Origin of the sequence: Skermanella mucosa (assembly GCF_016765655.2) — a bacterium.
Lineage (GTDB): Bacteria > Pseudomonadota > Alphaproteobacteria > Azospirillales > Azospirillaceae > Skermanella > Skermanella mucosa.
Map to the genome: position 1 here is coordinate 5033669 of NZ_CP086106.1, position 12590 is coordinate 5046258.

Genomic DNA, 12590 nt, shown 5'->3' on the forward strand with positions numbered 1-12590 from the left:
GCAGGATCAAGGAAATGCTGGAATTCGGACGCTCCCTGCGCCGGCTCCGCCGGCTGAACGGCATCAAGCAGGAACACCTGGCCGAACTGGCCGGCGTGACCCAGGCGACCGTGTCGCGCTGGGAATCCGGGCGGCACCGGCCGACTCCGGAGCAGGCGGCGCGGCTGCTGCCCCTGCTGGAGGCGCGCCTGAACCCGGCGGGCGACGCCATGCTGAAGCGGCTGGTCGAGACCTCCGCCCTGCGGATCCACTTGGTCTGCGACGTCAGCCACCGGCTGCTGGCCGTGTCCCAGGGGCGCCGGCGGGAGTGGGAGAACGACGCGCGGGACCTCTACGGAGAGACCCTGTGGCCCTTCGCGTCCGACGGCATCCGCGACGGCGAGGCGCGCCTGGGCGACCTGGGCTGGTACGAGCCGGTCGCCTCCCCCGTAGCCGGCTGGACCGACTTCAAGCATTCGGGCGTGATCCGCATGGGGCCGGGCATGTGGCTTTGGGAGCGGGTCCGCCTCAGCGACGGCGGCTTCGCCCGGATGGTCACCACGATGCCGCTGGAGGATCTGCGGCGCGGCGTGCCCGAGGCGCGCATCGTCTCCCTGCCACCCGGAGCCCCGCCCGGAGCCGAGGAACCGGTCGTATGATTTATACGTCGGCCCGGGCGAGGGTGCGGCGCTAAGCTTGCCCTCTCCTGGAGGGATGAGCCATGCCGATACGACTCTTCCGGCGCCGCCCCGTCGCGGAGCCGCCGCTTGCCGAATTGGCCGCCGATCTGATGGCGGCCCGGGACGCGGACCGGATCGCCCTGATGGTCCTGGCGCTCGGCCCACGCCTGAAGGAACGCCTGGATCTCGATGAATGCCTGCGCCTGGCGGCGGCGGGCAACTTCACCGACGGGACCCGCGAAGCCCGCTTCGTCGAGACGCTGGCGCGCTTGGCGCGCCGCATCGAGCTGAACGCCGCCCCGGCCCGGCACTGGACCGGGGACGACCGCCGCCGCCTGTTCGATCCCGATTTCCTGGCCCGGCGCTGCGCCGGCGAACCCGTGCTGGCGGAGCTGAACGACCTGCTGTGGCACGCCGCCGTCGCCCGGCTGCGCCAGGCCGGCGAAAACCCGGCGGCGGTAGCCCTGGAAGCGATGGGGTTGACCGGGGAACCTGTGACTTCCCCCTACCGCAGCGTCACGGCCGCCAGATTGCCGTAGACCCCTTCCTCCAGCTTGGCGTTCAGCTCGGTCATCATGCGCTCGACCATGGCGAACAGGGCGTCGTCCCTGCCCTGGAGGGAGATGTTCTCGGGCACGCTGATGGTGCGGGCGACGGCGGCGCCGGTGTAGCCCTGGAAGCGGCGCGACGGCTGGTCCACGACCAGATCGACCGCCAGCTTGCCGTCGTAGCGCTCGGACTGGTCGGTGGTGAAGGCGCCGCGCAGGCCGGTGGTCGGCGGCAGGCCGGTCTCGACGATGCTGGCGTCCTTGATGATCACCCGCAGCGTGCCGCTGCCGCCCATGGCGCGCAACCTTTCGTTCGCCCAGCGGCGGATGGCGTCGGACGGCGGGACCGGGGCCAGGTGATCGACGTTCGGCTGCACCTGGGGCGGCTGGAACTGCTGGACGACCTCGATGGTGGCGACGTCGAACGAGATCGGGGCCGCGTCGGCGAAGCTGATCTGGCGGGCCGCTGGGCGCGGCGGCGCCGACTGGCAGGCCGCCAAGGCAAGGGTGGCGGCGATGACCAGGGCGGCCGGACGGAGAAGGCTGCGGAGCATGATGGCGGTTTCACGGAAAAGGAGGGGAGTCACGGATAGCACGGGGCCTCCGCCCCGGTCACTTGGATTTGGCCGGCGGAGGCTTGGGCGCCTGGGATTTGGGCGCCTGGGATTTGGACAACTGAGATTTGGACGGCTGGGATTTCCGGGTCTTCGCCGAGGCAGGCATGACCGCGGCGCGGAGGTTCTTCGGCGAGACCACCAGGCAATAGGCCTTGGCCTGGCGCAGGCGCTTGCAGGCGGCCGTGGCCTGCGCCTCCTCCAGTCCGACGACGATCGGCCGGTGCTTCTTGCGCCGCTCGATCGTCGTCAGCAGGGCGCCGCCGAGCACGGCGGCATGGCGCCGCATCAGCTTGCGCCCGGCGTCGGCCGCCTTCGACTTGGTGTTGAAGGTTCCGGCGATCTCGACGCTCCAGCCGCCCTGCGCCCGGGGAACGCCGGGAACCGAGACGATCGACGCGCAGGCGGGGGAGATGACGCCGGCGGCCGGCTCGTCCGGCTCCCCGGTGCGGACCGGATCGATGTCGCGCAGGGTGACCGGGATCTTCGGGTCGGGCTTGGCATAAGCCTCGTCCATCAGACGGGCGATGCTGTCGGCGCGGTCGCCGCGGCTCAGCTCGCCCAGCACGACCGCGACCAGCCGGCGCCCGTCCCTGACGGCCGATGCCACGAGATTATAACCCGCGGCGCAGGTGAAACCGGTCTTGATGCCGTCGGCTCCCCGGTAGTTGACCAGGAAACCGTTGACGCTGTTGAAGGTGCTGCCCCGGTGGACGAAGCTCCGGGTGCTGAAATAGCCGTACTGGTCGGCAAAGTTCCGCAGCAGCGCCAGCGCCAGGATCGTCAGGTCGCGCGCCGTGACGACCTGTTCCGGGTGGTTGAGGCCGGAGGCGTTGCGGAACTCGGTCCGGTTCATGCCGAGCGACCGGGCCTTGGCGGTCATGGCCTCGGCGAAGTCGGACTCGGTGCCGCCCAGCCGCTCGGCGAGGACCACGGCGGCGTCGTTGGCGGATTCGATGATGGCGCCCAGGATGGCGTCGCGCGCCCGGATGGTCGAGCCCTGGCGCAGGCGCAGGGACTGGCCGGTCTGGCTGGCCGCCCGGACCGACACGGGCAGCTCCTCGTCCAGCTTCAGCCGGCCGGTCCGAAGCGCGTCGAACGCCATGTAGACCGTCATCATCTTTGTGGTCGAGGCCGGGAAGCTGCGCAGGTTGGGCTGCTCGGCATGGAGCACGACCCCGCTGTCGGCATCGACGACCAGGCTGGCCCGGTACGCGGCGGCAGGTCTCGGAAAGAGAAGGCTGGAGAACAGGGCTCCGAAGAGGACCAGGGCCGCGAGCGCGCCCGCCGACGACATACGAACGCATACCCGCAGCACGTTGAACCCCTATGGATCAGCCGTAGACATTCTCCAATTGTGCATCATCAAAAGTATACGTCGAGTTACAGAACTCGCACGTGACCTCGACCCGGCCGTTAACCTTCAGTTCCGAGATCTCCTCCCGCGGCAGCGACCGAAGCACCGTCGCCACGCGATCGCGCGAGCAGCGGCAGGTGGCGCGGAGCTCCGTCGGAGCATAGACCCGCACGCCGTCCTCGTGGAACAGGCGGAACAGCAGGTCGTTGGGCGGCAGCTTCGGGTCCAGCAACTCGGAGTCGGTGCAGGTGCCGATCAGCACCATTGCCCGGCGCCAGTCGTCGGCCACGTCGCTGCCCAGCGTCTGCTGGATCTGGTCCTCCGGCAGGCGCTGGAGCATCAGGGCGCCGCCGCGCCAGATGCCGGCGGAGTCCGCCCCGGCGCGGCCGACCGCGACCTTGATGCCGGTATCGAGCTGTTCGGACTGGCGGAAGTAATGCTGGACGCAGTCCGACAGGGTGTCGCCGGTCAGTTCGACGATGCCCTGGTAGCGTTCGGTGTGCTCGCCCTGGTCGACCGTGAAGGCGAGATAGCCGGTGCCCAGCAGCGCAGGCACCGGGGCATCCGCGCCCGCATCGGCGCCGGCCAGCCGCTCGGCGTCGAACTGGGCGTAGCCGCGCACGTCGCCGGTGCTGGTGACGTCGGCCACCATCAGCGAGATCGGGCCGTCGCCCTTGGTCTGGAGCGTGAAGATGCCCTCGTACTTGAGGGCGCCCGCCAGGGTGATGGCGAGCGTGATGGTTTCGCCGAGCAGTTGGGCGACCGGCTCGGGATAGGCGTGCTTGGACAGGACCTCGTCGAGCATCGGGCCGACCCTGACCAGACGGCCCCGCAGGTGCGAGGCGTCGATCTGGAAAGGCTGCACGATGTCGTCGGCGAGGGGATTCTCGGCGTGACCGAAATGACTCATGAACTCAGACACCAGGTTAGAATGCCCTTCTGGGCGTGCAGGCGGTTTTCCGCCTCGTCCCATACCACGGAGTTCGGGCCGTCGATCACGTCGGCGGTGACCTCGTCGCCGCGGTGGGCCGGCAGACAATGCATGAATATGGCGTCCGGTTTCGCGTTTGCCATAAGGCGCCGGTCTACCCGATAGGGTGCCAGCATGTTATGGCGGGTTTCGGCGTCCTGCTGGTTCATGGAGACCCAGGTGTCGGTGACCACGCAGTCGGCCCCGGCCACGGCGGCCTCCGGGTCGCCGCCGACGGTGACATTTCCGCCCTGCCCGGCCGCCCAGCCGACCAGGTCCGGGTCGGGCCGGAGCTGTTCCGGGCAGGCGAGGCGCAGTTCGAAGCCGAACCGGACCGCGGCGTGGATCCAGCTGGCGGCGACATTGTTGCCGTCGCCGCTCCAGGCCACCACCTTGCCCGCGATCGGGCCGCGGTGCTCCTCGAAGGTCAGCACGTCGGCCATGATCTGGCAGGGGTGCGACCGGTCGGTCAGCCCGTTGATCACCGGGACGGTCGCGTGCTCCGCCAGTTCCTGCAGCTTCTTCTCGGAATCGGTGCGCAGCATGATCACGTCGACGAAGCGGGACAGCACCTTGGCGGTGTCGGCCACCGTCTCGCCTCGGCCGAGCTGCATCTCCTTGGAGCTGAGCATCACCACGTCGCCGCCGAGCTGGCGCATGCCGACCTCGAAGGAGACGCGGGTGCGGGTGGACGGCTTCTCGAAGATCATGGCGAGCGTCTTGCCGGCCAGCGGCTTGTCGCTCCTCCCGCCGGCCTTCAACGCCTTGCCGCGCTCCAGGATGGAGCGCAGCGTCGCGGCGTCGAAATCGTCGAGGTCGAGGAAGTGGCGGGGGCCGGCGCCGCCGGAGGCCGGCGCGCTCATGGCGCCAGCTCCGCGCAGGCCTTGTCCAGGATATCGATCGCCTCGTCCACCTGGGTTTCGGTGATGATCAGCGGCGGCAGCAGGCGCACGACGTTGTCGCCGGCGGCGACCGTCAGCATGCCGTGGGCGCGCAGCTTGTCCACGACGGTGCCGTTGACGATCTCCGGAACGAACCGCAGGCCCAGCAGCAGGCCGGCGCCCCGCACCTCCACCAGCGCCTTGGGGTGGCGGGCCACCAACTCGGTCAGGCGGTTCCACAGCACACGGGCGATACTGTCGACGCCTTCCAGGAAGCCCGGCTCCAGCATGACGTCGAGCACGGCGTTGCCGACCGCCGTCGCCAGCGGATTGCCGCCATAGGTCGAGCCGTGGGTGCCGGGCGTCATGCCGACCGCCGCTTTCTCGGTCGCCAGGCAAGCGCCCAGCGGGAAGCCGCCGCCGATGCCCTTGGCGACCGACATCACGTCGGGCGTGATGCCGGCCCATTCATGGGCGAACAGCTTGCCGGTGCGGCCCATGCCGGTCTGGATCTCGTCGAACAGCAGCAGCAGGCCGTACTCGTCGCAGACCTCGCGGAGCTGGCGCAGATAGTCGAGCGAGCCGGCACGGATGCCGCCCTCGCCCTGCACCGGCTCGATCGAGATGCCGGCGGTCTCGTTGGTGATGGCGGCGCGCAGCTCGTTCATGTTGCCGAAGGCGACCTGATCGAAGCCGTCCTGCATGGGGCCGAAGCCCTTGACCATCTTCTCCTGCTTGGTCGCGGCGATGGCGGTTGTGGTCCGGCCGTGGAAGGCGCCCCCGGCGGTGATGATCCGCCAGCGCTCGGGATGCCCCGTCTCGTACTGATACTTGCGCACCACCTTGATCGCGCATTCCCACGCCTCGACGCCGGAATTGGTGAAGAACACCGTGTCGGCGAAGGTGTGATCGACAAGTCGTCGCGCCAGGCTCTCCTGCCCCGCGACGCGGTACAGGTTGGAGGTATGCCAGATCTTGTTCGCCTGATCGGTCAGGGCCTTGATCAGGTGCGGATGGGCATGGCCCAGCGCGGTGACGGCGACGCCGCTGGCGAAGTCCAGGTAGCGTCGGCCGGTCGTGTCGAAGACATAGGGTCCTTCGCCCCGCTCGAACACGACATCCGCACGGGCATAGGTGGGCATGACAACAGGGATCACGGGTAAGCCCCCAACGGGTTCAATTCCGGAAACGGTCCACCAGCGCCGTCCTCCGGAAAACGGCGTAGTACGGAAAGCACGAACTCCCGGAAGGCGCAGCCGTCCGGGAGATCGCAGACTATCCGAAGCCGGGGACGGGATGTCAACGGGCGCGGGCGCGAATCGGGCGGGAGGGCGTGATTTCGTGGCGCGGAGCAGCGAAATTAAAGAAAATTCTCGGTAATAAAGCTTTAAAAGCCTTGTGACAACCTTGCGCCCGATTTGCATTCAAAGGAATGCATCCACGTGTTCGGGAAAACGCCTCAGCAATGATCGCCGCTGCATTTCGTCCTGGAAGCGACAGGATCCCCCTCGGCAGGCTACTTCGCCTTGCCCTTGCCGGAACGGTGGCATTGAGCGGATGCGCCACGCCGGCGCCGCCGCCGGCTGCGGTCCAGGCCCCCGCCGCTGTCGCGGACGCCCAGAAACAGGCGGCACTGGCGCCGCCCGCCGTGAAGAGCTTCAAGCGGAAGGTGGCATTGGGCCGTTTCACCAACGAGACCCGCTACGGCAAGGCGCTGCTGGGCGGTGACCTGGATCCGCTCGGGCGCCAGACCGGCGACATGCTGAGTTCGCGGCTGGTCGAATCCGGGCGATTCATCGTGCTCGAACGGCCCGACCTCGCGGCGGTGAAGGCGGAGCAGGCGCTGTCCGGCGGCGGCAACACAGTCGGGGCCGACACCCTCATCGTCGGGTCGCTGACGGAGTTCGGCCGCGGCGCCGAAGGCCAAGCGGGATTCCTCAGCAATACCAAGCGCCAGGTCGCCCGGGCCAAGGTCGAGGTGCGGCTTGTCGACGTCAGGACGGGACACGCCTATTTCTCGGCGACCGGCGCCGGGGAGGCGGCGGTCGAGCAGGGCACCGTCATGGGGTTCGGCTCCCGCGCCGATTACGACGCTACCCTGAACGACCGGGCGATCGGCGCCGCGATTTCAGACCTGCTCAGCAGCCTCGTCGCGAAACTCGAAGAGCGCCCCTGGCGCAGCGACATCCTGAAGGTCGACGGACCGCGCGTCTATATCAGCGGCGGCACCAGGCAAGGCCTGAAACCGGGAGACAGGCTCGCCGTCATGCGGAGCGGCGAGCGGGTGAAAAGCGCGCAGAGCGGTTTCGACCTGGAACTGCCGCCCTCCTCCGTCGCCGAATTGGTGGTGGAGAGCACGTTCGGCGACAGCGTCACCAGCGAGGGATCGATCGCGCGCATCACCGGCGGAACCATTCCGGGCGGGAACACCAGCGGCCTGTTCGTCGCCGAAGTGAAGTGAGGGGCCAGAAAATGTTCTTTCGTCCACTGACCTTGGCCGGCGCCCTGCTGCTGACCGCCTGCGCCTATCCGAGCACGACGGTCCGGACACTGGAGGAAAAGCCGCAGCTGGCCTTCGCCAACGCTTCCCCCACGGCCATGCTGTTCATCAACGGCGTCCTGGTGGGCCCGGCCGCCGATTACGACGGAAAGAAGAGCACGCTTCAGGTAGGAACGGGCACCCACACCGTCGAAGTCCGGGAAAACGACAGGGTCATCTATAGCGAGAAGATCTATCTGGGATCGGATCTGACCAAAATTATCTCCCTGCCCAAGTGAGCCAGATGATGAGAACCAGCCGTATTTTAATTTTGGCTGCGGTCGCGATTTGCGTCGGATGCGGCCCAACGACCAAATATTATTGGGGAAACTACTCCAAGTCGCTTTATGACTACCAGCAGAACCCTACCAATCAGGTCACGTACCAAGCCGCGCTGGAGAGCATCATCGCGTCGGGCGACCAGACCCGGAAGGTTCCCCCCGGCATCTACGCCGAGCTTGGCTATTTGAAGCTCTCGTCGGGCGACAGTGAAGGCGCCGTGGCGCTGTTCGAGAAGGAGAAATCCGCCTGGCCGGAGTCGGCGCTCATGATGGAGAAAGCCATCCTGAATGCGCGTGAAGGCAAGAACAAGGCCCCCGCGGCAACCGGCGTCACGCCGGCTTCGTTACCCACCAGCTAAGGCGACGTCCCCATGCGAATTCTCTTCAAGGCCGCCCTGGCCTGCCTGTGCCTGGCTGGATTGTCCGCGTGCGCGGTGCCGCCACAGAAGAAGGACTTCAGCACGATCCGCGCGAACCACCCGCGATCCATCCTGATCGTACCGGTGACGAACGCCAGCACGCAGGTCGATGCGCCGGACAATTTCCTGGCGACCCTGCCGGTGCCGCTGGCCGAGAAAGGCTACTACGTCTTCCCCGTGCACATGGTGAAGCGGGTCATGGAGGACGAGGGCCTGGCCGACGCCGACCTGGTCCACTCGGCGGATGCCCGGAAGGTCGCGGCCTTGTTCGGAGCCGATGCCGTCCTGTTCGCCAATATCCGACGCTGGGACAGCCAATACATCCTGCTGTCGACCACCACGACGGTGGACATTGACTATACGTTGAAGAGCGGCAGGACGGGGGAAACGCTTTGGGAGGAAACCGTCCATACGGCCTATTCTCCGCAGGCGCAGAACTCGGGCGGCCATCCCCTGGCCTTCCTGGTCACCCAGCTCATCGTCGCCGCGATGGAGAGGGCGGCTCCGAGCTACCTGCCCCTGGCCAGCCAAGCCAACGGCGTCGCCTTCTACACGGCGGGCCGCGGCATTCCCTCCGGTCCCTACGACCCGCAGTTCGGCAAGGACTATTGAAGCCTGGGCATCGGAGCGCGGGCCTGCATAACCGCCTCACGGCCGCAGCTTCCACCCCCGGCTGATCAGCACGCCGCATGCGCCCCACAGCGCCGCCGCCGTCCCGGCGACCACCGCCAGCGACGCCAGGGGGGACGCCTCCGCTCCGCCCAGGAAGCCGTAGCGGAAGCCGGAGATGGCGTGGAAGATCGGGTTGAGCTGGATGAGCGCGGGGAACGGCTCCGGCAGGGCGTCGGCCGGGACGAAGACGCCGGACAGGAAGGTCAGCGGCACCAGGACGAAGACGAAGGCCGCCGCCAGATGGTCCCACTTTTCGCACCACAGTCCGATCAGCACGCCGGCCAGCGACATCATCAGCGCACCCAGCGCCGCGAACGCGACGACCGCCCAGGGGGCGGCCATGGGCATCGGCCAGACCAGCAGGGTGCCGGCCAGCACCACCGTCCCGGTGACGAGGCCGCTCAGTGCTCCGGCCAGGGCGTAGGCGGCCGTCATCTCGGCGGCACCCAGCGGGGCCATCAGGATGTCGCTGATGATGCCTTCCATCCGGTCGAACAGCAGGCTGAACGCCGTGGTCTCGGCCGAGCGGAACAGCGCCGCCATCAGCACGAGGCCCGGCACCGCGAAGGACAGCAGCGCGTCGCCCTCCTCCGTGCCGCGCTCCGGCCCCAGGGCGAAGACCAGAACGATGAAATAGACCAGGGTCTGGAAGGCGGGCGCCAGGACGGTCTCCAGCGCCTCCTTCAGGTAGCGGCTCAGCTCGCGGCGGAACAGGGTCCGCGCACCCATCCAGTGGATGCGCCCGATCGCGCGGGGCCGCGGCCCCTGGAAACCAGACATGGCACCGTTACGCCTTCAGCTTGTAGCCGGTGGACAGCATGCGCAGCAGCAGGACCGCAAGCGCCGCGTTGATGCCCAGCATGACCGCGACGCCGATCGCCAGGGTGCCGTCGGACTGGCCGATGAAGCCGTAGCGGAACCCGTCGATCATGTAGAAGAACGGGTTGAAGTGCGCCAGCCACCAGAAGGCCGGGGGCAGCCGGTCCACCGAATAGAAGGTGCCGGACAGGAAGGTCAGCGGCGTCACCACGAAATTGGTGAAGGCCGCGATATGGTCAAACTTCTCCGACCAGATGCCGCCGATCATGCCGAGCTGGGCCAGCATCATGGACGCCATGAAGCCGTGGAACAGGATGAAGGCCGGGGAATGGAAGCCCAGCGGCACGAAGGACCAGATCGCCGCCCCGGTCACGACGCCGACCAGCAGCCCGCGGGTCACCCCGCCGCCGACGAAGGCCACCGCCATCTCCAGCGGGGACAGCGGCGGCATCAGCACGTCCACGATGTTGCCCTGGACCTTTGATATCACCACCGAGGACGACGTGTTGGCGAAGGCGTTCTGCGCCATCGCCATGACGATCAGGCCCGGCCCCAGGAAGACCAGGAACGGCACGCTGCCCGCCATCCGCACGACGCCGCCCAGCGCCAGCGCGAAGACGGCGTAGAACAGCAGCGTGGTGACGACCGGCGCCGCGATGGTCTGGGTATAGACCTTTATGAACCGATGCACCTCCCTCTGGTACAGGGTCCAAAGGCCGATCCAGTTGACGGTGCCGATATCGCGCGGCAAAGGCGGAAAATGGGTGCTCATGATGCCCTTCAGCTAAGTGCGCGCACCCTAATGTGAAGCGGGCGCATGGCACAATTGCCGAGAGCGAATGGCTGGTGGGCGGCAACGCCGCACCCCCGGCCGGGCTTACGCCCGCAGTTGGCGGACGAAGTCGTGGACCTGGCCGTCCAGGCTTCGGACTTCCGTCATCAGGTCGTTGGCGAAGCTTCGCACCCGGCCCGCCCCGTCGCCGGTATGGTCCGCCGCCCGGCCGACGCCCTGGATGCCCTGGGCGGTGGCGGCGACGCCGGTGGCGACCAGCTGCGCCGTGGCGGCGATCTCGCGGGTGGCGGCGCTCTGTTCCTCCACGGCGGAGGCGATCGTCGAGGTCACCTGGTCGATCGAGGACACGGCCCCGGTGATCCGGCCGATGGCATCCACCGCCGACCGGGTGGCCTCCTGGATCTCGCCGATCCGGGCGGTGATCTCCACGGTGGCGTTCTCGGTCTGGCCCGCCAGTCCCTTGACCTCCGCCGCGACGATGGCGAAGCCCCGGCCGGCCTCGCCGGCGCGTGCCGCCTCGATGGTGGCGTTCAGCGCCAGCAGGTTGGTCTGCGAGGCGATCGCCTGGATCAGTTGGACCACGTCGCCGACCTGGGCGGCGCCGCGGGACAGCGCCTCGACCGCGACGGCGACCGCCCTGGCCTGCTGGTTGGCGTCGTCGGTCATGCGCGAGGCGCTGGCGATCTGGCGGCTGATCTCGCCGATCGAGGCGGTCAACTCGTCGCTCGCGGTGGCGACGCTCTGCACGCCCGCCGATACCTCCTCCGCCGAGGACGCGGACGCTCCCGCATCGGTGCGGGTTTCCTCCGCGGTCCGGGCCAGCGCCTCGGCCTCGTGCCGGACCTGCTCGGAGACCTGGCGGAGGCTCGCCGAAACGCTGCCCACGCCCTGCTGGAAGGCGGCGGCCAGCGCCATCATGTCGTCGCGCCGGCGGCGCTCGGCGGCCTGCCGTTCCTCCTCGCGGCCCGCGGCCAGCCGCTCGTTCTCCGCCTGGGCAAGCCGGACCTCATGGAGCGCCGTCTCGGAGGTCCGAAGCGCCTGCCCCAGCCGGGTGACCATCCAGACCAGGACGCCTGTCTCCAGCACGACGATCACGGCATGCAGGACGACGCGCCCGAGATCGCCGCCGCCGGGAAACACCGCCGCCGGCAGGGCGAAGTTGAGGACCAGGTGGTGGACGGCGGTGGCGCCGGCCCCCAGCAGGATCGTCACCGGACAGGCGAAGCCGGCCAGCATCGCCAGGGCCGCGAAATAATACATATGCATGTCGATCTGCCAGACGGACCCGCGCATGTCGTAGACGAGGGCGGAGACCGTCATCACGAACGCGACCGCGACGACGCTCCGCGCGGACAGGCCGGTCGGGTCGCGCCAGACGGCAAGGCTGGCCGCCAACGCGGCGAAGCCCGCCAGGGAGACGGCTCCCACCGTGTCGCTCTCCGGGTAAAACCAAGCCAGGGCAAGGATCAGGGGAACATGCAGCCACAGCAAGGCGACGGAGAACAGCGCCATGTTCCGGCGCTGGTTCATCAAACCGGTCATTTCGAGGGGGTATCCGCTGGCAGGCACCCGGACATTGCGCGCGCGTCCAGGAGCAGATAAGCATCGTCAGGATGCCGGGGATCGTCCCCGGCATCCGGGCGCGCGACGATGATGAAGGACCGGGGCGCCGAGACCGGCAGCCAGCCGGCTTCGGACACCCGGGAGATGGCGTCCGTGACGGCGGTCCGGGGATCGAACACGACCATCACCGCATGGCCGGGCCTGGGCGACAGGGTCAGGGCGCCGCTGACGGCCAAACCGCCCGCGAAGAGGGCGCAAGCCGGAAGTAGTTCCGCCATCCGACGACCCATGGCCACGTCCGTCCGAACCAAAGGAGTGAAAATCTAAAATCCCGTCTTTCCAAAATAGGGTAATTCATCCGGATTCATATTACATTTTAGCCATATATCTCTTGACCGATCCGGATCCACCACTTGGACGACCACCACTTGGCCGACCACTGCTTGAAAAACCCAGCCCAACAGGAGCCTCGATC

General features: G+C 68.1%; 15 protein-coding genes. 6 read left to right on the top strand and 9 right to left on the bottom strand.

Annotated elements, in window-relative coordinates; genetic code table 11:
- Positions 1–14 precede the first annotated feature (14 nt).
- Positions 15–638, top strand: a complete 624-nt coding sequence (locus tag JL100_RS23410; RefSeq protein WP_202681927.1) for a helix-turn-helix transcriptional regulator — start codon at positions 15–17, stop codon at positions 636–638.
- A gap of 62 nt (positions 639–700) precedes the next feature.
- Entirely contained in the window at positions 701–1198 is a 498-nt protein-coding gene (locus JL100_RS23415; RefSeq protein WP_202681926.1) for a hypothetical protein, read from the top strand.
- Here the strand turns inward: JL100_RS23415 and JL100_RS23420 are convergent.
- Genes JL100_RS23420 through JL100_RS23440 form a run of 5 tightly spaced genes read right to left on the bottom strand, consistent with a single transcriptional unit; the run spans position 1165 to position 6186 of the window.
- Positions 1165–1761, bottom strand: coding sequence for a hypothetical protein (locus JL100_RS23420; RefSeq protein WP_202681925.1), 597 nt, complete (start codon positions 1759–1761; stop codon positions 1165–1167). The two genes, JL100_RS23415 and JL100_RS23420, sit on opposite strands and share 34 nt — an antisense overlap.
- 58 nt (positions 1762–1819) lie before the next feature.
- The gene (locus JL100_RS23425) at positions 1820–3118 is read right to left on the bottom strand and encodes a serine hydrolase (RefSeq protein WP_202681924.1); all 1299 of its coding nucleotides are present in this window, start codon (positions 3116–3118) and stop codon (positions 1820–1822) included.
- Positions 3119–3155: 37 nt separating this feature from the next.
- Positions 3156–4088, bottom strand: a complete 933-nt coding sequence (locus tag JL100_RS23430; RefSeq protein ID WP_202681923.1) for an Hsp33 family molecular chaperone — start codon at positions 4086–4088, stop codon at positions 3156–3158.
- Positions 4085–5011, bottom strand: coding sequence for an ornithine carbamoyltransferase (gene argF, locus JL100_RS23435; RefSeq protein ID WP_202681922.1), 927 nt, complete (start codon positions 5009–5011; stop codon positions 4085–4087). Before argF ends, JL100_RS23430 begins: the two co-directional genes overlap by 4 nt.
- Positions 5008–6186 carry an aspartate aminotransferase family protein gene (locus JL100_RS23440; protein WP_228420863.1) on the bottom strand — a complete coding sequence of 393 codons (1179 nt, stop codon included), beginning with the start codon at positions 6184–6186 and terminating at the stop codon, positions 5008–5010. Before JL100_RS23440 ends, argF begins: the two co-directional genes overlap by 4 nt.
- Before the next feature lie 386 nt (positions 6187–6572).
- Here JL100_RS23440 and JL100_RS23445 point away from each other — a divergent pair, with 386 nt between their 5' ends.
- Genes JL100_RS23445 through JL100_RS23460 form a run of 4 tightly spaced genes read left to right on the top strand, consistent with a single transcriptional unit; the run spans position 6573 to position 8880 of the window.
- Positions 6573–7490: a CsgG/HfaB family protein gene (locus JL100_RS23445; RefSeq protein ID WP_228421418.1), complete on the top strand. Its 918-nt coding sequence runs from the start codon at positions 6573–6575 to the stop codon at positions 7488–7490.
- Between the two features lie 11 nt (positions 7491–7501).
- Positions 7502–7807 (top strand): DUF4397 domain-containing protein, encoded by a 306-nt coding sequence (locus tag JL100_RS23450; RefSeq protein ID WP_202681920.1) that lies wholly within the window; start codon positions 7502–7504, stop codon positions 7805–7807.
- Positions 7808–7812: 5 nt separating this feature from the next.
- The gene (locus tag JL100_RS23455) at positions 7813–8208 is read left to right on the top strand and encodes a DUF4810 domain-containing protein (RefSeq protein WP_202681919.1); all 396 of its coding nucleotides are present in this window, start codon (positions 7813–7815) and stop codon (positions 8206–8208) included.
- 12 nt (positions 8209–8220) lie between these two features.
- Positions 8221–8880 carry a DUF799 domain-containing protein gene (locus tag JL100_RS23460; RefSeq protein WP_202681918.1) on the top strand — a complete coding sequence of 220 codons (660 nt, stop codon included), beginning with the start codon at positions 8221–8223 and terminating at the stop codon, positions 8878–8880.
- A gap of 36 nt (positions 8881–8916) precedes the next feature.
- Here JL100_RS23460 and JL100_RS23465 read toward each other — a convergent pair whose 3' ends face one another.
- The 4 genes from JL100_RS23465 to JL100_RS23480 form a co-directional block, all read right to left on the bottom strand.
- Positions 8917–9720, bottom strand: coding sequence for an ABC transporter permease (locus JL100_RS23465; RefSeq protein WP_202681917.1), 804 nt, complete (start codon positions 9718–9720; stop codon positions 8917–8919).
- A 7-nt stretch (positions 9721–9727) separates the two neighbouring features.
- Entirely contained in the window at positions 9728–10531 is an 804-nt protein-coding gene (locus JL100_RS23470; protein ID WP_202681916.1) for an ABC transporter permease, read from the bottom strand.
- Positions 10532–10636: 105 nt separating this feature from the next.
- Entirely contained in the window at positions 10637–12094 is a 1458-nt protein-coding gene (locus JL100_RS23475; RefSeq protein ID WP_202681915.1) for a methyl-accepting chemotaxis protein, read from the bottom strand.
- Positions 12091–12393 (bottom strand): hypothetical protein, encoded by a 303-nt coding sequence (locus tag JL100_RS23480; RefSeq protein WP_202681914.1) that lies wholly within the window; start codon positions 12391–12393, stop codon positions 12091–12093. The genes JL100_RS23475 and JL100_RS23480 overlap by 4 nt, the downstream gene beginning before the upstream one ends.
- Positions 12394–12590: the final 197 nt, after the last annotated feature.

What these genes read in the sequence shown, in the direction of transcription:
- JL100_RS23410 (WP_202681927.1), top strand. Translation starts at nt 15, where the DNA reads ATGCTGGAATTCGGACGCTCCCTGCGCCGGCTCCGCCGGCTGAACGGC.
- JL100_RS23415 (WP_202681926.1), top strand. Translation starts at nt 701, where the DNA reads ATGCCGATACGACTCTTCCGGCGCCGCCCCGTCGCGGAGCCGCCGCTT.
- JL100_RS23420 (WP_202681925.1), bottom strand. Translation starts at nt 1,761, where the DNA reads ATGCTCCGCAGCCTTCTCCGTCCGGCCGCCCTGGTCATCGCCGCCACC.
- JL100_RS23425 (WP_202681924.1), bottom strand. Translation starts at nt 3,118, where the DNA reads ATGTCGTCGGCGGGCGCGCTCGCGGCCCTGGTCCTCTTCGGAGCCCTG.
- JL100_RS23430 (WP_202681923.1), bottom strand. Translation starts at nt 4,088, where the DNA reads ATGAGTCATTTCGGTCACGCCGAGAATCCCCTCGCCGACGACATCGTG.
- argF (WP_202681922.1), bottom strand. Translation starts at nt 5,011, where the DNA reads ATGAGCGCGCCGGCCTCCGGCGGCGCCGGCCCCCGCCACTTCCTCGAC.
- JL100_RS23450 (WP_202681920.1), top strand. Translation starts at nt 7,502, where the DNA reads ATGTTCTTTCGTCCACTGACCTTGGCCGGCGCCCTGCTGCTGACCGCC.
- JL100_RS23455 (WP_202681919.1), top strand. Translation starts at nt 7,813, where the DNA reads ATGATGAGAACCAGCCGTATTTTAATTTTGGCTGCGGTCGCGATTTGC.
- JL100_RS23460 (WP_202681918.1), top strand. Translation starts at nt 8,221, where the DNA reads ATGCGAATTCTCTTCAAGGCCGCCCTGGCCTGCCTGTGCCTGGCTGGA.
- JL100_RS23465 (WP_202681917.1), bottom strand. Translation starts at nt 9,720, where the DNA reads ATGTCTGGTTTCCAGGGGCCGCGGCCCCGCGCGATCGGGCGCATCCAC.
- JL100_RS23470 (WP_202681916.1), bottom strand. Translation starts at nt 10,531, where the DNA reads ATGAGCACCCATTTTCCGCCTTTGCCGCGCGATATCGGCACCGTCAAC.
- JL100_RS23475 (WP_202681915.1), bottom strand. Translation starts at nt 12,094, where the DNA reads ATGACCGGTTTGATGAACCAGCGCCGGAACATGGCGCTGTTCTCCGTC.
- JL100_RS23480 (WP_202681914.1), bottom strand. Translation starts at nt 12,393, where the DNA reads ATGGCGGAACTACTTCCGGCTTGCGCCCTCTTCGCGGGCGGTTTGGCC.